Genomic DNA, 17,332 nt, shown 5'->3' on the forward strand with positions numbered 1-17,332 from the left:
CGTTAATGACGGAAGGAGCAGCACCATGCCAGAGCAACCGATAGAAGGACAGGGGAACGCCCCGACCGAGAAGCGCAAGGGGGAGCACATTCGCATATGCCTGCAGGAGGAAGTGAACAGCGTCGGAATTACGACCGGATTCGAGCGGTATCGATTCCGTCATCAGGCTCTTCCTGAGATTGCCTATGATGACATTAAGCTGAGCACCAGTTGGTTCGGCCGTAAGATGAGGACACCTCTGCTAGTGAGCTCCATGACCGGAGGGACGGCTGAAGCGGGTCAGATTAACCGCAGACTGGCGGAAGTAGCAGAGGCAAGGGGCTGGGCAATTGGCCTTGGCTCGATGAGAGCAGCCATTGAGAAGGATGCTCTTGCCTCCTCCTTCTCCGTTCGAGCGGAAGCGCCTACCGTTCCTGTCATAGCTAATCTAGGCGCAGTCCAGCTTAATTACGGCTTCGGCGCCGACTCTTGCCGGAGAGCTGTACATCTGGCGGAAGCGGATGCGCTTGTCCTCCACCTTAACAGCATGCAAGAGGTATTCCAGCCGGAAGGGGACACCAACTTCCGCGGGCTGCTCAGCCGAATTGAAGAAGTATGCCGAAGGTCCGAGGTGCCGATTGGCGTGAAGGAAGTCGGATGGGGCATAGATGGAGATACCGCCAATCGGCTCTTGGAAGCCGGCGTCTCCTTCCTGGATGTTGCTGGAGCCGGCGGCACTTCCTGGAGTCAGGTTGAGAAGTATCGAAGCGCGAACGGCATTCAGAGACAAGCTGCGGAAGCGTTCGCGGACTGGGGCATACCGACGGCTGATAGTCTGGTTGAGGTTCGGGAGAGGCTAGACAGCATCCCTCTGGTTGCAAGCGGAGGCATGCAGACGGGCGTTGAAGCGGCTAAGGCTATAGCGCTAGGCGCTAACCTTGTTGGCTACGGGCGAGCCTTGCTGCCCGGCGCAGCGAGCGGAACGCTCGATTCCTTGGCAGAGCAATTCTCTCGCATTGAATACGAGCTGCGTACAGCCATGTTCGGCATCGGCGTAAGTACGATTGATGAGCTTGCGAGCACGAGTCGACTTATGAAGCTAGGCTCTACTTAATTAACCCCGTTCCTTCGATCTTGAACTTAGCCTTCACCTCGAAGTCTGCTTCTGGATAGATTCGCTTCCACTCCTCCCAAGCTCCGTTGCCGGGGTGCATCGCACGGTAACGGAGCCCGAATCCGAACGGATCGACGCCCGCTTTCTGAATTTTTCTCAGCAGGGCAATGGACTGTTCAGCATACTCCCCGGCCAGCTTACGTTCAATTGGACCCCAATGCTTATCGTAGAGCCCTCGCGGTGCATCCTCTAAGATCACCTTCATCGAGACATGGAATACGATGACAGGAGTTCCGTTCCGCTTCTCAATCTTGAACCGCGTACTCAGCTGGTTGATGCCGACAACAAGGCGAGTGCCTTCGAACATTCCGTTCGTGGAAGACTTGGTTTTACTTCCGGTGAGCTGAATGAATAGTTCCGTCTCGCTAGGTAGCAGCACAAGCTTGGACTGCTTTTTGTCCAGCAGAGCAGCACGATTAATCGTATACGTATTCTTATCTTCCGTTACGATAGGCAGGATTGGATCGAGTCCGTTCTCCTCGCTCCTGCGAATGAGTTCGGAGAGTGATGTGACATAAGTGAACGAGGACTCCGTACCGTCCGAGCCGAAGCTGAGGAACAGGGCATTGCCAGGATAGCGTTCGGATTGAGGCATGATCTCAAGGACAGGCTCCGCTGCGGGCCGCCCGATTGCAATGTCTGCGACGCTCTGAATATCTCTGCGCCTGCTCATCCATTGGAGCGTATCTCTGTAATCCTCACTTGTTAATCGTTCTCCCAGCATAAATATTTTGCAATGGCCAAAGTCCAGCTCCTTGTCCACATGCGACTTCATCATCCGCAATCCCTCAGCAATTGAGGAGGTGTTAATGGTCTCCACCTCAGCCTTGGCCTCGCCGGGCTCCACCATAGAGGAGGGAATAGCTAGTCTGAGGGTCAGTCGGTAAGGCTTCTGCTCATTATCGGTTCGATCAATGCCGAGAGCGACTACGAAGAACCGTTTATCAATATCTTTGAATCCGCAGCTTGTAAGCAGCAGACCTAGCCCCGCTGCCATGATGATGTATGTCATTATTCTCATTAATTCCCATAACTCCTTAACCTTGGCCTGCGGCTCTGTACGAAGAGCCAGATGGCAACCGTCACTTCCATGAACATTCGAACGATAAGCCAGATCTGTGTCAGCGTCTGATCCTGCTTCTCCGTGGTCAGCCACATGTATAGAACGCTGACTACAGCGAACGTACCGCAGATGTAGAGATTAATGGCAGGTACCGTCTTCGGGTCTGTATCTGGCTTGTCGCGCGAGAAGCATACCTTGAAGTATTCCATCGCATGATGCCAATTCGACATCGTGTACACTAAGGACAGATTGAGATAGACGATTAGGAACAAGAATAGGACACGCTCAATGAAGCCGTATTGCATAATGAGGGCGTCTGACGTCATGCTCCACACATAGAGATAGGAATTGACCGCTTCCGTTCCATGAATGCCAATCGGCACGAAGAAGGTAATCATTAAGATAGTGAACCCAATGACGGGTATAAGCCAATGATGCTTGAACTTGAAATTAGGGGGCATAATTCGGTTGAACAAGGTCATATTGACATACCCGGTGAAAACAAACGTAGCCGCGCTGAGTGAAGTTAGATTCGGCATCTCCGTTACATAATTCGCAATCGTATGCATCGCATCCCAGCTTAGATGAGGATCGCGGATGGCCTTGAACAGGATGAATAAGATTACAGGCGCGTTAAGCAGCAGTCCCACTTCAATCATCATCACGACGCTTAGTGTTGAACGGGAAGCACCATAGGCGCATGCTACGACTAACAGAATTAGAATGAAGATGGCGCTCATATCCGGGTTGAAAAATCGGTTAATGAGAAACGCATAGGCGACGATGACGATCAGAGCGGAGAAATACCACATGCTCCCAAGTACAAACATAATAGGAGTAACAACCCATCTGGGATAATATAGAGCCAATATCTCCGGCATTCCTCTGCCAGGATACTTCTCCAGCGCACTCATGAACATGTAGGCGAGGATGGTTCCGACCATTCCTCCAATGAGGATGGACATGACCGCTCCATCGTACCGGTTGCGAATGAGCACGTGGGGAACGTAGAGCATGAGATTCATTAATCCGACAAGCAGGAAGTTATAGTAGAAGTAGCGGTTCATTCGATTCTCACCTGCCCAATATCCCCCTCTGGCGACTGAATATGACCGAATACCCGGAAGTAAGCCTTGCCGAAGCTTCTCAACGAACAGAGGTAGACGAGATAGCCGAACACTCCGACAGCAATCCCTGTTATTCCGAAGAAGATCGCAAGTATGATGAGCGGGTACTTCAGGAACCGAATAGCGAATGACAGTGAATTGACTGGGACAACGAAGTTGGAGATCGCGACAACCGACGTAACGATAATCATAATGGAGCTGACGAGTCCGGCCTGCTGGGCGGCTTGTCCGAGAATAAGTCCCCCGACGGTCGTTGCGGTAGATCCGATATAGCGCGGCAGACGAGTGCTTGCTTCAATGAGCGTCTCAATCATGAACAGCATGATGAATACCTCGATGAAGGAGGGATAGGGCACCGCGGCCCGGCTGCCGGCAATGGAGAAGGCCAGCTGGACCCGGAATAACTCAGGATTGTAGGAGACTACCGCAATATAGAAGGCGGGCAGCGTAATGGTCAGCACGGTTCCAATATATCGAACTACCAGCAGGAAGCGTGTCATCCAATAGGATTCATAGTTGTCCTCGACCGCGTGCATGAAGTCGAAGAAGGTTGCAGGCAGGATGATGGCGAACATGCTCCCTTTAATGAGCAGCGCGATTTTCCCTTGAGAGATGGCTCTCGTAATGCGGTCGGGCCGCTCTGTAATGAGCATCGTAGGGAACAGCAGCCTTTTTCGGCCAGTAAGTATTTTCTCCACCTCACCTGCTGCTTGGAGCATCTCTGTCTCTATGCTGCGAATACGCTCCCTCACCTCATTGAGCACCGTTGGATCTACTCTTCGCTGATCGAATACGAGCAGGGTTGGTGTCTTGGATAAGGAGCCGATGGTATGGAGCTCTGTAGTTAGATCAGGTGAGGGATACATGCTGCGAATGAGATTCATAGACAGGTCCAGGCTCTCGCTCAGAGCGAGTTGGGGACCTTGAATGGCGCTCTCTACCTGGGTCTGCGCATTCGAATTGGCAATAATCTTCGCAGCGAACAGCGAGTAGATTTTTCCACCTGCTTCAATGAGTACGAATCCAGTCAGGAGCAGCTCGGACCACTGGGCGGGATCAGTCACCTCATGATAGTCAGCGATGGTAGCCAATTGATCGAGATAAGGTATTTCGTATTTGGTAAAAGGAACCGTAATAAAGCCTTTGACCTTATCTTCATCAATCAAGGAGGAGATGTAGGCAACCTCTATTGTCATCCATTCATTTTCGAGCTTTTGCGTTTTGAGATCAATCGCCGAGGCGAACAAGATATGAATACGGTCCAGCAGCATACTTGTACTCCTCCTTTTATGAGAGCGGTAAGTCGGAAGTGGGATGACATAAGTTCCCATAGTGTGTTCCGCAGGAAGGATAATTATGCCTCGAATTACGCATGTCGGTTTTGCCTGAAGATGCGGTTATGAAGTAAGATGGTAGTTATAGACACTGAAGCAGGCATGGGAGCCGAAGGAGTAGAGGGAATGTCGAAGTGGTATGAACAGAGCTTTGGAGCAGATTATATGGTGGTGTACAAGCATAGGGATTGGAGCAACGCTTACCGGGAAGTACAGATGATGGCGGAGTGGCTGACTCTTCCTGCCGGCGCAGAGGTGCTCGATATCGGCTGCGGCATGGGCAGGCACGCCCTGGCCCTAGCAGATTGCGGACTTCAAGTGACAGGCATCGATCTGTCACAAGTACTGCTTAGCGAAGCTGTCAAGCATGACACAGAGCAGCGCGTGACCTGGCTAAGAGGGGATATGCGGGAGCTGCCCTTCGAAGGACGAAGCTTCGACGCGACAGTCAACCTATTCACTTCCTTCGGATACTTCGAAGAGGATGAGGACAATAATCGGGTGCTGCGCGAGATTCGGAGAGTGCTTCGATCAGGCGGATCATTCTTAATTGACTTCCTGAATCCGACCTATGTCCAGCAGCATCTCGTACCGAGTTCGGAGCGTGTGGATGATGAGACGGGTCTTCGTATTGTAGAGAAGCGGAGAATACATAACGGCTGGGTGATGAAGGACATTACCGTGTCGAGACAGGGCGGCGAGGACGAGAGGACGTATATGGAACGGGTCCGCTTACTTCCGCTGGCCTGGTTCGAGGAGAAGCTGAGCGAAGCTGGCTTGCTGCTGCAGCAAGCCTATGGGAATTACGATGGTTCCCCTTATGATCCGCTTCACTCCCCGCGCATGATTATGGTAGGGAAGGCGGATGGATGTGAAGATGGCGCGGCTGCGGAATGATTATGTCACCGAATGGGAAGAAGGATGGCTTCAGGTGAAGGTGCCGGTCCCCTTCTCTCTAAGATGGGTCAATGCGTATCTCATACCCGATAGCGCCGGCTATACGATGGTAGACCCCGGTCTTAAGACGGATGAGGCCCTTCGAGTATGGGACTTCGTATTGGAGCAGGCGGGTATAGCGAATGGAGATATTCAGCGCATCGTGCTCACTCACCAGCACCCGGATCATTATGGATTGGCAGGCACCTTCCAGCAGCGAACCGGAGCTCCGGTGTATATGTCAAGAGACTCCCACCGCTATGCGCTCCGTCTGTGGGGAGAGGACTCTGTGTTCTCAGCTGACCTTCAGCAGCTGTACCGTAAGCATGGTATGCCGGCAGAGCTGCTGGCGGCGATTGATCACAATCTTGGGAGCTTCGCTGAGAGGGTATCTCCTCAGCCACAAGTGAGTTATCTAGAGGCTGGGGGGAAGCTGCAGCTGGGAGACCGGGAGTGGTCTATCCTTGATGCGCGGGGTCATGCCACAGGGCAGCTCGTCTTCTATCAGCCGGACCTGCGGTGGATGTTGTGCGGAGATCAGGTGCTGCCGCATATCTCACCGAATGTGAGTCTGGTGCCTGGAGATGAGGAGGACCCGCTCCACTCCATTCTGCTCAGCTGGGAAGAGCTGCTAGGTTATGACGTCAGCTTCGCGTATCCGGGCCATAGAGACCCGTTCGAGGACTTCTCGGGTAGAATTAGAGAGCTGCTGCAGCATCACGCAAGGCGTCTGACTGCCATTCAGGAATTAATTGCCCATCGGGCTCGGACCGGATTCCAGATGTGCGAGGAGCTGTTCGGGGAGCGTCTGCGCGACAATCCGCATAACCTCCGCTTCGCTATGTCAGAGACGCTCGCTCATCTTGTCTACCTAGCCCGGCGAGGGCAGATCACTGAGACGATTCAAGAGGAGACAATAACGTATAACAGTATTGGTGATGGGAACAACGTATAGCGATGAATGCCATTACAACGACGTATAGCCAGGAATAGTAAGGACATTACAGCAATCGGCTGTTCACCAAATATATGAGCAAAAAAGGCGGGTTTTCGCAGTGTTAATGGATATAACCTCTCGGCTGGATGAAGCCGGCATTCAGGAGCTATTGAGCTGGGCTGTTTTTCCCGAACCGGAGAGTCTTAAGCGGGCTATAGATCTGTACAAGCCTAATGGGCAGCACAAGCTGCTTGGTTATGAATCGGAAGGCGAGATAATCGGATTAATTGGGTATCATGTCGTTAGTGAGGGCTGCATCAAGATTGATCATATCGCTGTGACCCCTGCTGAACGGAATAAGGGCTACGGCCGCGGCTTGATTCTGGAGCTGCTTGCACTCGAGCAGCCTGCTGTACTCGTAGCTGAGACGGATGAGGATGCCGTAGACTTCTACCGGAGCAGCCGGTTCACTGTCGTTAGCCTCGGGGAGACCTATCCTGGTACGGAACGATTCAGATGTACGTACGAGGCCGATGAGGATGACATGTAAGCAGTTCCTCGGCTCGCCGGCGGCCAACTTGGTGCACGCACATCTGCACCATCTGGAGCGCTCCTCGCAGGAACCAAAAACGGGATGAAGCAGAATCGATCTGCTTCATCCCGTTTTTGTATATATCATGCCTATGATTCCCTACTCCGCCTTAGCGTTCAAGGCTCCTTCGCGTTCCGCCTGCTTGCGGTGGGCGATTCGGCTTGCGGCAGAAGCAGCTATCGCACCGACGATATCGTCGAGGAATGTGTGGATCTCTCCGTCGTTCTTATCGTTCAGCTTGGTCAATATGCCTGGCTTCAGCTTATCGATATAACCGAAGTTCGTGAAGCCAATGCTCCCATATACGTTAACGATGGACAGCGCCAGGATCTCGTCGCAGCCGTACAGCCCCTCGTCATTCTTAATCATCTCTTGAAGCGGAGCAATCAGCTTGCCCTCCTCCGCGAGCAGATCAAGCTGGATGCCTGTCAGCACCGCATTCTGCACTTCTCGCTTGGACAGTACAGCATCAACATTGTCTATACACTCATCAAGAGTGAGATCAGGATAATAGTCTTTCTGTAGGAAATGCGCCAGCTGCGCAATCGATATTCTGGTTACTCCGCGCTTCGCCAGCCATTCATCAGTAGCGTCTGCCACTTGCTTACTGTTCAGACTGTATGGTATCGGTTTGTTCAAGGTTACTCCCCCTCATTATTTTGTGGACAACTGGTCTATTTCATGGAAGGGCTCGTATACATAATACTACAAAATAGGAGTTGTACAAAGCCGCTATGGCAAATACCGATTAGGGAGGAAAGGTCAATATGATTCAAAACAAGTGGATTCGCCGTGCTGCATTCACCGGGGTTCTGGTGCTGCCAATCCTGACAGCGGGATGCGGACTATTCTCACAGAGCGCTAGCAAGGAGATTGATCCGCCGCAGACAGAGGTGCCTAGCGGGCTAGACGGTCAGAAAACCGGACAAGCAGGAGTGAAGGGGGAACAAGCCGGCGATACGCAGATGACGGTGTATCTCCAGGATGAGAACGGCTATCTGGCGCCGATCGCTATACGTACTTCATTCGGTGAGAAGGAGAAGCCGGGACAGAAGGCGCTTGAGATGATGGTTGATGGCGGGGCCTATGCCTCCCAGCTGCCAGAGGGCTTCGCCGCAGTACTGCCGCAGGGTACGCAGATTAAGGGGTTCGATATTGTAACAGACAAGCAGGAGAATAAGATTGCAGTCGTAGACTTCTCGTCACCGTTCACGCAGTATAATCTGCAAGATGAGCGCAGAATTGTGGAATCCATCACGTGGACATTGACGGCAATGCCGGGAATTGAAGGCGTCGAGATCTGGTCAGAGGGCAAAAAGCTGGATGAGATGCCGGTAGGGAGTTATCCGCTAGACGAGCCTCTCACAAGAGCAGTAGGCATTAACCTGGAAGCAGCTGAAGGCGTTGACTACAGCCGATCCACACCGGTTACGTTGTACTTCTCAGCCGTGACCGCTAACGATGAGCAGTATTATGTTCCAGTGACGAGGCTGATTAACCGGACGGCCTCAGCTTCTCCCGCACAGGCTGCGCTCGAGCAGCTAATCGCCGGACCGCTCGCTACGAGCGACCTGAGTGCTGTCATTACGGATGATGTGAAGATTAAGAGCATCGAGGAGAAGGACAGTACGGTAACGGTCAACCTGGAGGACAGCTCCTATCTGGAAGGGCAGAAGGCGCCGTCCGAGATGCTTCAGGCAGTTGTTCTATCCTTGACAGAGGTTACTGGTGCTGAGAGTGTCCAGATCGTGCTTAACGGGAAGCAGAACATCGTCGACAGCGACAATAAGGATTACAGCAAGCCGGTGGGCCGTCCGCATCACGTGAATGAGCTGAAGGCGTAACTGTAAGCTTGAGGAAGAGGGACCAAGATATACACGGGTCTCTCTTTTTTGTTTTTTGGTTTTAGAGCTGGGCGGATGCTTTTCATAAGTCAGTTTGTTAGAATAGGATAGGTTACAGGACACCTTAACCATAGAGGATGACAAGACCAGGAGGACATACGATGAGAATAGACGGTCGACTTGAGAACCAGCTGAGGCCGGTAACGATAACGACAGGGGTTAACAAATATGCGGAGGGCTCGGTGCTGATTGAAGTCGGTGACACGAAGGTCATCTGTACGGCAACCATTGAAGAGGGCGTTCCCCGGTTCATGAAGGGTCAAGGCAAGGGCTGGATTACCGCTGAGTATTCTATGCTGCCGCGTGCCACCCATTCGCGGAATCAGCGGGAGGCGAACAAGGGCAAGCTGAGCGGCCGTACGATGGAGATTCAGCGGCTGATTGGCCGTGCGCTTCGCTCTATTGTTGACCTGCAGGCGCTCGGTGAGCGCACCATTACGCTGGATTGCGATGTAGTCCAAGCTGATGGAGGAACGCGGACAACTTCGATTACGGGATCATTCGTTGCCTTATCCTTAGCGATACATAAGCTGTCTGAGAGAATGACGTTCGCGAAGTATCCGCTGACAGACTATCTTGCGTCAGTAAGTGTGGGAGTTATCGGAGACAAGGCGCTGCTCGATCTGAACTACGAGGAAGATTCGAAGGCTAAGGTTGACATGAATGTGGTGATGACGGGAAGCGGGAAGTTCGTTGAAGTTCAAGGGACGGGCGAGGAAGCACCGTTCTCGCGTGAAGAGCTGAACCAGCTGCTGGAGCTTGCGGAAGGCGGCATCCTCGACCTCATTGCGAAGCAGCGTGAAGTGCTAGGAGCTGCAGGGCAGCGCATCGGAGGGGGATAGATGGCAGCTGGCGGGGAGCAGATGATTGTTGTTGCGACGAAGAATGCGGGCAAGGCGAGAGAGTTCGCGCATGCATTAAGCCGAGTCGGAGACGGGATATCGGTGAGGAGTCTGCTCGATTATCCGGATTTCCCTGACATTCCAGAGGATGGGACGACCTTCTCGGAGAACGCTCGGATTAAGGCGAAGACAGCAGGAGATGCGCTTGACGTTCCGGTGCTGGCAGACGATTCAGGCCTTCGTGTCATGAAGCTTGGCGGGGAGCCTGGAGTCTACTCCGCCCGTTATGCGGGCGAGCACGCCTCGGACTCTGATAATAATGCGAAGCTTCTTGCAGAGCTTGGGAAGCTGGGACCAGTCGACCGTGCAGATGTACTTGCTGACGGAACGAAGCTGCTGAGCGAGGCTCAATTCGTCTGTGCGCTTGCCTTGTATGATCCTGCAACGGGCAGCTTCTTGGAAGCGGAGGGTACGGTTGACGGCTTCATCGCAGACCGTCCGCGCGGTGAAGGAGGCTTCGGGTATGACCCGTTGTTCTGGCTGCCTTCGCAGGGTAGAGCGATGGCTGAGCTGACGACAGAGGAGAAGCAAGCGATCTCCCACAGAGGCCATGCGCTTGCCCGCTTGATTGCTCACCTTGCATTATAGGAGGTGATGGCCTGCATCTGGGCCCACTCCGATGTGAGCCAGAGCAAAATATCGCCAACATAGACTGCCCCGCTGCAGGCTTCGTAACAGAGAAGCTTGCAGCGGGGCAGTTTTTTTTGCGGAACGCATTAACCTACGACAATCTTATATTCCTTCAGCCACACATTCACCTGATACAGATAGGCGAACAGCTGCGGGCCGGACATTAATTGACCGAACCATGGGGTATTCGACTTCGCCGAATCCGATTCGGCCAGCTCTCTGACCTTCTTCACATTAATAAGGGGCAGCAGCGGCGAAGAGGGGTCATCCAATATGGCAATAACCTTCTCCTTCACCGCGGCGAGGTAGTTCGGATTGTGTGTCTTCGGATAAGGGCTCTTCTTGCGCGTGAGCACATCATCCGGCAGTACGCCCTTCAGCGACTTACGCAGGATGCCCTTCTCCCGGTCTCCTGCCGTCTTAATGTCCCATGGGATGTTCCACACATATTCAACGAGCCGGTGGTCGCAGAAGGGGACTCGCACCTCCAGTCCAGCTGCCATGCTCATCCGATCCTTGCGGTCAAGAAGCGTAGGCATGAAGCGGGTAATGTTCAGATAGGACATCTGCCGCATCTTCCGAAGGGCTTCGCTCTCACCATCTAGATGAGGCACCTCTGCAATAGCCTGGCTGTAGCGGTCGCCAATATAGTCAAGCGGCTTAATCCACTCCGCGATGTCTGGCGAGAGCAGCTCTGTACGCATGGATGAGGCGAGTGACCATGGGAAGGTGCCGGCATTCAGTGCCTCTTCCCGGTGGAACCAGGGGTAGCCGCCGAATATCTCATCTGCAGCTTCACCAGAGATGGCCACGGTCGCTCCCTTCTTAATCTCCCGGCAGAATAGCAGCAAGGACGCGTCCACGTCAGCCATGCCTGGCAGGTCGCGGGCGAGCGTCGCATCGCGAAGCGCGCTTACCAGCTCAGGCGTATCGAATTGAATCGGATGATGAATCGTCCCCAGATGGGTAGTCATCCGGTTAATCCAGGGTTCATCCGCATTCGGCTGGAATGCATGGGCTTGGAAGTTCTTGTCATTGTCGACGTAATCGACGGAATATGTGTGTACCTTGCCTTGCCCGGTCTGCTCGTAATAACGAACAGCCAGCGTAGTGAGCGCACTGGAATCCAGACCTCCCGAGAGCAGGGTGCCAACCGGCACATCCGAGATCAGCTGCCGCTCGGTCGTGTCCCGCAGGAGCTCTCCCACCCGCTTGGCGGTCGTCTCCACGTCATCCTCATGCTCCTTGCTCTCCAGCTTCCAATAGGTTGTCACGCGGACGCCAGACCGGTCAACCGTCATGCATTGCCCAGCCTTCAGCTCGGTCAGATGCTTGTAGACTCCTTGGCCGGGCGTGCGGGCCGGTCCCATGATGAAGATCTCAGCCAAGCCTTCTGCTCCGACCTCCGGTGCGACAGCAGGGTGAGCTAGTATGGCCTTCGGCTCGGAGCCGAACAGGAACAGTCCTCCAGCTCTGCTGTAGAACAGCGGCTTCACGCCAAGCCTGTCTCGGGCGAGGAACAGCTCCTGCTCGGTCTGACTCCAGATGGCGAAGGCGAATATTCCGTTGAACCTCTCGATGCAAGACTTGCCCCACTCCATATAAGCGACCAGCAGCACTTCCGTATCGCAGCTTGTCGTGAATTGTCTTCCCCGGCTTGCAAGCTCTGCCCGCAGCTCCAGCGCATTATACAGTTCTCCGTTATAGACGATTACATAAGTGTCGTCTCCGGTATGTCGAATCATCGGCTGAGCACCGTTCTCCGGGTCGATGACCGACAGACGTCGATGCCCCAGCGCGCAATGGGAGGATATCCAGGTGCCTGCAGCATCCGGTCCCCGCAGCGCCAATGTCTCGGTCATTCTCTCCAGACTGTCGCTTGCATGAGTAAGGTTACGGGTCCAATCGATCCAGCCGGTAATTCCACACATGATCTCATTCCTCTCTATTGCTGGACTACTGCAACGATAATATCAGTTATATGCTGAAAAAAGGGATAAAATGTCTGTCCCAATGGGGATGCTACGGAAGGAACAAGTCATGAACAAGGAAGGAGCTGGCATCCTGATATGGACGATCAGAGCGCCAAGCTGGACCGCAAGCCGTTCTACGTATCGGTAGGAGCGGGTCAGATTCTCGAAGATCCCGGAGCAGCCGCCTATGAGCTTGAGATAACAGCTAATGAGGAAGAGCTGAACCGCCTCCAGGAGCTGATGGAGGAGCTTAGCTCGATGGATGAAGCGCAGGCGGTGCACTTCAGCTGGCATCCTTATGGGGCGACGGGAGTTGAGCGAATAAATGCCGGGTATGACCAGCTTATTCAGAGCATCTATCGCTTGCTCTATGAATGCGGAACAGATCAGACGAAGCGGCATATCGAGACGATGCAGCTGTTCTAGAATGAGGGAGGTTAATCACATTCATGCATGTAATCGATGCACATGTTCGGAGAGCTGTTGATCGCGACGGCTTGCGCTGTGTAGAGGTAGAGGTCCAGACAGACAGCCCGGAAGCGGAATCGGTGCTTGCCTACTTCTCCTCCTCGCTGGACAATGATTATGATCTGCAAGCTGTTGTCCGTAATGACGCGAATACAGCTATTGACTGGTACGACAACAATATGCACCAAGCGTTCGAGAACATAACGAATGAGCTGTTCGAGAATGAGAATGTGAAGACGGATTGGGGAGCGCGCGAGTCCTTCAAGGAGCAGGTGCTCGCTCACGGGGATGTGAGAGACGGGCTCGCCAGGCAGTTAAGTCAGGAGTAAGCTTCGCGTGGCATCTGCCGCGTGCCTATCTATAGCTGGCGCTGAGATTGTATGTGTATGTGAATGAGGCTGAGGCTGTTCCAGGTCACCAAGAGATGACCTTAGGAACGGCCTTTTTACGATGCGAAAAAGAGATAAGAATTGGAAATTATGGAACCGATAAACGAAAGATGAGTGAGGTTACATAACATATGTATTGCCAAAAACCAGATATGAGGCTTAAAATGTCATATAAATTGACATGTCGCAAACGGTGAATCTTGAATCTGGCTTCTTGGAGGGATGCAAGGTGCATATGACGGTGGAGCAAGCGTTAGCGGTATACCCCTTGTCGGAAGGAAAGCTGGTTGCGGGCGGGGCAGGTCTGCAGCGAATTGTGAGAGCAGTGAATGTCATGGAGACGCCTGACTTATCCAGATGGGTGAGGGAAGGCGAGATGTTGTTCATGACTTCCTATATGCTTCAGGAATGTGACGGAGATGTACGGCTGCTTCGCAAGCTTAACGAGCAGGGTTCAGCAGGACTTGGTGTGAAGCCTGGTCCAGAGTGGGATGCCATCTCTGCCTCTATTACAGAGGAAGCTGATCGCTTGTCCTTCCCGCTCATAGAGCTGCCGGCTAGATTCACCTTCTCTGATCAGGTTGGAGGACTGTTCCGTGCGGAGATGCAGGGTCATATGCAAGCGGCGCAGACGGTTCTAGACAAGCAGAAGAAGCTGATGCGCTTCGCTCTCCGGCGAGAGCCGGCGCAAGAGCGCTTCGCCTCCCTGTCGACCATCCTTAATCTTCCCATCGCCGTTGTGAACGGGCATGGCCGGCTCGTGTTCAACTCCACGATGGTGGATGAGGCGAAGCTGCTCAAGCAATGGCCATGGCCGAAGCGCGAGAGGTGGATGACAATCGCCGGCGTATCCTTGTGCCGAATCTCGCTCGTCCTTGGGGAAGAGCGTATCGGACATGTGCTCTACCGTGTCTCTGGCCCGCTCGCGAAGATGGAGGAGAGCCTCTTGCATCAAGCATCGGAGATCATATCGCATCATCTGGAGGATTGGAGCAGACCGAGCTACGGTCTTCCTGCGCAGGATGATCTGGGAACGCTGTTCCTTCGTTATCTGCAGGGCAATGCGACGGTTCGAGCCTTAATGGACCGCGCTCGCCGCATCGGAGTCATGTTATGCAACGGGGAATATTACTGTATTCTAAGCACCCACAGCCACACGGGGGTAAGCGGCAAGGGAGCTGGAAGCTCCGGGGTCGATCGTTATCTTAGTGAAGCGATGATGACGCATCCTCGTCTGACCGGTCTTCAGATCGTTCACTTCACGGTGGAGGAGGGGAGCTTGTTCGTCATACCCGCTGAGAAATTTCATAATGTAGAAGGAGTAAGTGCGGTGCTTAAGGAATGTATCGCAGCTCTGGACAAGAGGGGCGGAATGCCGCTCCTTCGCATGGCGGTGTCGCATAAGAAGTCAGGGCCAAGTGATCTGAGAGAAGCCTACTCCGAATGTGTAGACACGGCTAGGCTTGGGGCTGTACTTGCCCCGGAAGCAAGAGTCATTCCGTTCGTGGAGATGGAGCTTGCATACTTGTTCGAAGGAGTGCCGCGAGAGCGGATGGCTCGATTCTGCCGGCTCATGTTCCGCAAGCTTGATGAGGAAGAGAGTGAGGGAGACCGCGAGCTGATGCGAACGCTGGAGGTATTCCTGGAGCAGGATGCTCAAGTGGGGGAAGCGGCCAAGCATCTATATATTCACCGTAATACCGCTGCTTACCGTCTTGAGAAGATATCCGAGATGCTAGAGGTTGACTTCAAGCGGACGATGGACTTGCTGAGGCTTAAGCTCGCCTTCTTATTCCGGAAGGTTGTTCGGGAGGATGCGGTTGTCGATTACAGCAACAGGGGGAAGTAGCATGGGGAGAGTCCTAATTAGACAAGCTGAGATTGTTACGATGAACGGGGACAATGAAGTGTTGACCGGGGATGTGCTCATAGAGGGAGACCGAATTACCCAGATCGGGCAGGGGCTCGATGCCGAGGCGGATAAGATTGTGGAGGCTAGAGGGCAAGTGCTGCTCCCGGGCTTCGTTCAGACGCATGTCCATCTCTGCCAGACCTTGTTCCGGGGGCGGGCGGATGACATGGAGCTGATGGACTGGCTGCGGAAGCGAATATGGCCGCTTGAGGCTGCACATGATGAGGAGTCTGTCTACTACTCGGCCATGCTTGGTATTGGCGAGCTCATTCAGAGCGGGACGACGACTCTGCTCGATATGGAGACGGTGAACCATACCGATTCCGCCTTCCGGGCTATGGCGGAGAGCGGGATTCGGGCGGTGTCTGGCAAGGTTATGATGGATAAGAAGGGCGGCGATGTACCGGCTGTCCTCCAGGAGAATACGGAGCAGTCGCTGGCGGAGAGTGTTCGCTTGCTGGATAAGTGGGACGGCTATGACGGAGGGCGTCTGAAGTATGCCTTCTGCCCGAGATTCGTCGTCTCCTGCACTGAGGAGCTGCTGCGGCAGGTAGCTGAGTTGTCGAGACAGTACGGCGTTCTGGTTCATACCCATGCGGCTGAGAATCAAGAGGAGATTGCGATCGTTCAGAGAGAGACGGGTATGCGCAATATCGAGTATCTGGAGCATATCGGTCTCGCCTCGCCAAGGCTTGTGCTGGCCCATTGCATCTGGCTGAACGATATGGAACGCGAGATCATTAAGCGGACAGGGACGAAGGTGACGCATTGTCCGGCTTCCAACCTGAAGCTCGCCTCTGGCATTGCCGGCGTGCCTGGTCTAATGGAGCAAGGAATCCCGGTTGGAATCGGCACGGACGGCGCGCCTTGCAGCAATACGCTGGATATGTTCCAAGAGATGAGGCTGACCGCGCTTATTCACAAGGTGAGCCATGGCCCTACGGCGATGAATGCCCGCAAGGTGCTTCGTATGGCGACGATGGGCGGAGCTGAAGTGCTAGGAATGGAACGGGAGATTGGCAGTCTGGAGGTCGGCAAGAAGGCGGATATGATTCTGCTTAATCTGGATCAATTCCATACCTTCCCGTCCTATGATGCTGATCTGTTCTCACGAGTGGTGTATGCTGCCGGACGCGGTGATGTGGATTCGGTCTGGATAGATGGCCGCGAAGTGATGGAGAGGAAGCGGCTGCGGACGGTTGACAAGCAGCTCATCCTGCCAGAGGCAGATCGTGCGATTGCACGCTTGCTTCGGGCTATCCCTTCTTAGAGAGTCCATTCAGCTCTCCAAGAGAGGGAGGACGAAAATGAAGCGGAGTGAGAGTGAGAGGATTGCCGTCGTCTATCTGGCTGCAGGCTTCAGTAAGCGAATGGGCCGCCCGAAGCAGAGTCTTGCTTGGCCCGATGGGAACGGTTATCTAGGCGGAGAAGCGCTGCGTGCTGCACTCCGTTCGCAGGAGATGAACCGCATCTATATCGTGGTGCGGCCGGATGATGAGTTGATATGGATGCCGGAGCAGGCCTTGCTTGATGACAGATGTATGGTTGTTCCTTGCTCTTCTGCTGTAGAAGGCTTGTCCAGCTCCTTGCAGGCGGGTGTCGCAGCTGCAGAGGAGGCTCATGCTGAGGCGGTTGTAGTTATTCTGGGAGACCAGCCGTTCATTGACTCGAATCATCTGGATAGCTTGGTCAGGTGCTGGAGGCAATCCCTTGGCCTAGACTATGCCGCATCTCTGGACGAGGATGTCATGAAGCCGCCTGTGCTGCTTGCTTCATCCCTATATGAAGCCGCCTATATGCTTCGAGGGGATGAAGGGGCAAGGAGGTTGTTGGGGGATGGTGCCCTGAGGGGAGCCTTCGTCCGAGCGGAACCACATTTTTTCTATGATGTGGATACAGCTGAGGATTGGGACAAGGTATGCAAGTGGAGGGATCAGGGGCTGGTTTCCGGAACGTAGGACTATGCTTAATAACTGAGTAATCGTTGTGGAACAACAGCGCAACAACTTCCG

Annotated in this window: 17 protein-coding genes; 12 read left to right on the forward strand and 5 right to left on the reverse strand. The window is 53.8% G+C overall.

The features are described from left to right. Positions 1-25 precede the first annotated feature (25 nt). Positions 26-1,093, forward strand: a complete 1,068-nt coding sequence (fni, locus tag ACFO9Q_RS06395) for a type 2 isopentenyl-diphosphate Delta-isomerase (RefSeq protein ID WP_379179893.1) — start codon at positions 26-28, stop codon at positions 1,091-1,093. Here the strand turns inward: fni and ACFO9Q_RS06400 are convergent. From ACFO9Q_RS06400 to ACFO9Q_RS06410, 3 genes are read right to left on the reverse strand one after another with little or no spacing between them, the layout of a single operon-like run. Next, the gene (locus ACFO9Q_RS06400; RefSeq protein WP_379179895.1) at positions 1,086-2,174 is read right to left on the reverse strand and encodes a Ger(x)C family spore germination protein; all 1,089 of its coding nucleotides are present in this window, start codon (positions 2,172-2,174) and stop codon (positions 1,086-1,088) included. The two genes, fni and ACFO9Q_RS06400, sit on opposite strands and share 8 nt — an antisense overlap. After that, positions 2,174-3,283 (reverse strand): GerAB/ArcD/ProY family transporter, encoded by a 1,110-nt coding sequence (locus tag ACFO9Q_RS06405; protein WP_379179897.1) that lies wholly within the window; start codon positions 3,281-3,283, stop codon positions 2,174-2,176. The genes ACFO9Q_RS06400 and ACFO9Q_RS06405 overlap by 1 nt, the downstream gene beginning before the upstream one ends. Beyond that, positions 3,280-4,614 carry a spore germination protein gene (locus ACFO9Q_RS06410; RefSeq protein WP_379179899.1) on the reverse strand — a complete coding sequence of 445 codons (1,335 nt, stop codon included), beginning with the start codon at positions 4,612-4,614 and terminating at the stop codon, positions 3,280-3,282. Before ACFO9Q_RS06410 ends, ACFO9Q_RS06405 begins: the two co-directional genes overlap by 4 nt. A 189-nt stretch (positions 4,615-4,803) precedes the next feature. Between ACFO9Q_RS06410 and ACFO9Q_RS06415 the strand changes: the two genes are divergently transcribed. From ACFO9Q_RS06415 to ACFO9Q_RS06425, 3 genes are all read left to right on the forward strand, one after another. Then, complete coding sequence (locus ACFO9Q_RS06415) at positions 4,804-5,574, forward strand: class I SAM-dependent methyltransferase (protein ID WP_379179901.1); 771 nt, start codon at positions 4,804-4,806, stop codon at positions 5,572-5,574. Then, the gene (locus tag ACFO9Q_RS06420) at positions 5,543-6,568 is read left to right on the forward strand and encodes an MBL fold metallo-hydrolase (RefSeq protein ID WP_379179903.1); all 1,026 of its coding nucleotides are present in this window, start codon (positions 5,543-5,545) and stop codon (positions 6,566-6,568) included. Before ACFO9Q_RS06415 ends, ACFO9Q_RS06420 begins: the two co-directional genes overlap by 32 nt. A gap of 106 nt (positions 6,569-6,674) precedes the next feature. Continuing rightward, on the forward strand, positions 6,675-7,100 hold the full coding sequence (locus ACFO9Q_RS06425) for a GNAT family N-acetyltransferase (protein WP_379180600.1): 426 nt from the start codon (positions 6,675-6,677) through the stop codon (positions 7,098-7,100). Positions 7,101-7,241: 141 nt separating this feature from the next. Here ACFO9Q_RS06425 and ACFO9Q_RS06430 read toward each other — a convergent pair whose 3' ends face one another. After that, positions 7,242-7,781, reverse strand: a complete 540-nt coding sequence (locus ACFO9Q_RS06430; protein ID WP_379179905.1) for a phosphatidylglycerophosphatase A — start codon at positions 7,779-7,781, stop codon at positions 7,242-7,244. A 128-nt stretch (positions 7,782-7,909) separates the two neighbouring features. On the opposite strand from ACFO9Q_RS06430, the gene ACFO9Q_RS06435 reads away from it, so the two are divergent. The 3 genes from ACFO9Q_RS06435 (at position 7,910) to rdgB (ending at position 10,536) form a co-directional block, all read left to right on the forward strand. Next, positions 7,910-8,986, forward strand: a complete 1,077-nt coding sequence (locus ACFO9Q_RS06435; protein WP_379179907.1) for a GerMN domain-containing protein — start codon at positions 7,910-7,912, stop codon at positions 8,984-8,986. A gap of 161 nt (positions 8,987-9,147) precedes the next feature. Beyond that, on the forward strand, positions 9,148-9,888 hold the full coding sequence (gene rph, locus ACFO9Q_RS06440; RefSeq protein WP_379179909.1) for a ribonuclease PH: 741 nt from the start codon (positions 9,148-9,150) through the stop codon (positions 9,886-9,888). Next, a complete protein-coding gene (gene rdgB / locus ACFO9Q_RS06445; protein ID WP_379179912.1) occupies positions 9,889-10,536 on the forward strand; it encodes an RdgB/HAM1 family non-canonical purine NTP pyrophosphatase in 648 nt (215 codons plus the stop codon). Between the two features lie 128 nt (positions 10,537-10,664). On the opposite strand, the gene asnB is transcribed toward rdgB, so the two are convergent. Next, positions 10,665-12,509 (reverse strand): asparagine synthase (glutamine-hydrolyzing), encoded by a 1,845-nt coding sequence (asnB, locus tag ACFO9Q_RS06450; protein ID WP_379179914.1) that lies wholly within the window; start codon positions 12,507-12,509, stop codon positions 10,665-10,667. Between the two features lie 138 nt (positions 12,510-12,647). Here asnB and ACFO9Q_RS06455 point away from each other — a divergent pair, with 138 nt between their 5' ends. The 5 genes from ACFO9Q_RS06455 to ACFO9Q_RS06475 all read left to right on the forward strand — a co-directional run bounded on the left by ACFO9Q_RS06455 (position 12,648) and on the right by ACFO9Q_RS06475 (position 17,278). Continuing rightward, on the forward strand, positions 12,648-12,977 hold the full coding sequence (locus tag ACFO9Q_RS06455) for a hypothetical protein (protein ID WP_379179916.1): 330 nt from the start codon (positions 12,648-12,650) through the stop codon (positions 12,975-12,977). A 23-nt stretch (positions 12,978-13,000) separates the two neighbouring features. Next, positions 13,001-13,348 carry a hypothetical protein gene (locus ACFO9Q_RS06460; protein ID WP_379179918.1) on the forward strand — a complete coding sequence of 116 codons (348 nt, stop codon included), beginning with the start codon at positions 13,001-13,003 and terminating at the stop codon, positions 13,346-13,348. 295 nt (positions 13,349-13,643) lie between these two features. Further along, entirely contained in the window at positions 13,644-15,257 is a 1,614-nt protein-coding gene (locus ACFO9Q_RS06465; RefSeq protein WP_379180602.1) for a PucR family transcriptional regulator, read from the forward strand. Position 15,258: 1 nt separating this feature from the next. Further along, a complete protein-coding gene (locus ACFO9Q_RS06470) occupies positions 15,259-16,590 on the forward strand; it encodes a 5'-deoxyadenosine deaminase (protein WP_379179920.1) in 1,332 nt (443 codons plus the stop codon). A 37-nt stretch (positions 16,591-16,627) separates the two neighbouring features. Beyond that, entirely contained in the window at positions 16,628-17,278 is a 651-nt protein-coding gene (locus ACFO9Q_RS06475; protein WP_379179922.1) for an NTP transferase domain-containing protein, read from the forward strand. Positions 17,279-17,332 lie beyond the last annotated feature (54 nt).

It is taken from the genome of Paenibacillus sp. GCM10023252 (assembly GCF_042653305.1).
Classification (GTDB): Bacteria; Bacillota; Bacilli; order Paenibacillales; family Paenibacillaceae; genus Pristimantibacillus.

Bases quoted from the DNA above. Each gene is read 5' to 3' on its own strand.
- fni (WP_379179893.1), top strand. From the start codon at position 26: ATGCCAGAGCAACCGATAGAAGGACAGGGGAACGCCCCGACCGAGAAG.
- ACFO9Q_RS06400 (WP_379179895.1), bottom strand. From the start codon at position 2,174: ATGAGAATAATGACATACATCATCATGGCAGCGGGGCTAGGTCTGCTG.
- ACFO9Q_RS06405 (WP_379179897.1), bottom strand. From the start codon at position 3,283: ATGAACCGCTACTTCTACTATAACTTCCTGCTTGTCGGATTAATGAAT.
- ACFO9Q_RS06410 (WP_379179899.1), bottom strand. From the start codon at position 4,614: ATGCTGCTGGACCGTATTCATATCTTGTTCGCCTCGGCGATTGATCTC.
- ACFO9Q_RS06415 (WP_379179901.1), top strand. From the start codon at position 4,804: ATGTCGAAGTGGTATGAACAGAGCTTTGGAGCAGATTATATGGTGGTG.
- ACFO9Q_RS06420 (WP_379179903.1), top strand. From the start codon at position 5,543: ATGGATGTGAAGATGGCGCGGCTGCGGAATGATTATGTCACCGAATGG.
- ACFO9Q_RS06425 (WP_379180600.1), top strand. From the start codon at position 6,675: ATGGATATAACCTCTCGGCTGGATGAAGCCGGCATTCAGGAGCTATTG.
- ACFO9Q_RS06435 (WP_379179907.1), top strand. From the start codon at position 7,910: ATGATTCAAAACAAGTGGATTCGCCGTGCTGCATTCACCGGGGTTCTG.
- rph (WP_379179909.1), top strand. From the start codon at position 9,148: ATGAGAATAGACGGTCGACTTGAGAACCAGCTGAGGCCGGTAACGATA.
- rdgB (WP_379179912.1), top strand. From the start codon at position 9,889: ATGGCAGCTGGCGGGGAGCAGATGATTGTTGTTGCGACGAAGAATGCG.
- asnB (WP_379179914.1), bottom strand. From the start codon at position 12,509: ATGTGTGGAATTACCGGCTGGATCGATTGGACCCGTAACCTTACTCAT.
- ACFO9Q_RS06455 (WP_379179916.1), top strand. From the start codon at position 12,648: ATGGACGATCAGAGCGCCAAGCTGGACCGCAAGCCGTTCTACGTATCG.
- ACFO9Q_RS06460 (WP_379179918.1), top strand. From the start codon at position 13,001: ATGCATGTAATCGATGCACATGTTCGGAGAGCTGTTGATCGCGACGGC.
- ACFO9Q_RS06465 (WP_379180602.1), top strand. From the start codon at position 13,644: ATGACGGTGGAGCAAGCGTTAGCGGTATACCCCTTGTCGGAAGGAAAG.
- ACFO9Q_RS06470 (WP_379179920.1), top strand. From the start codon at position 15,259: ATGGGGAGAGTCCTAATTAGACAAGCTGAGATTGTTACGATGAACGGG.
- ACFO9Q_RS06475 (WP_379179922.1), top strand. From the start codon at position 16,628: ATGAAGCGGAGTGAGAGTGAGAGGATTGCCGTCGTCTATCTGGCTGCA.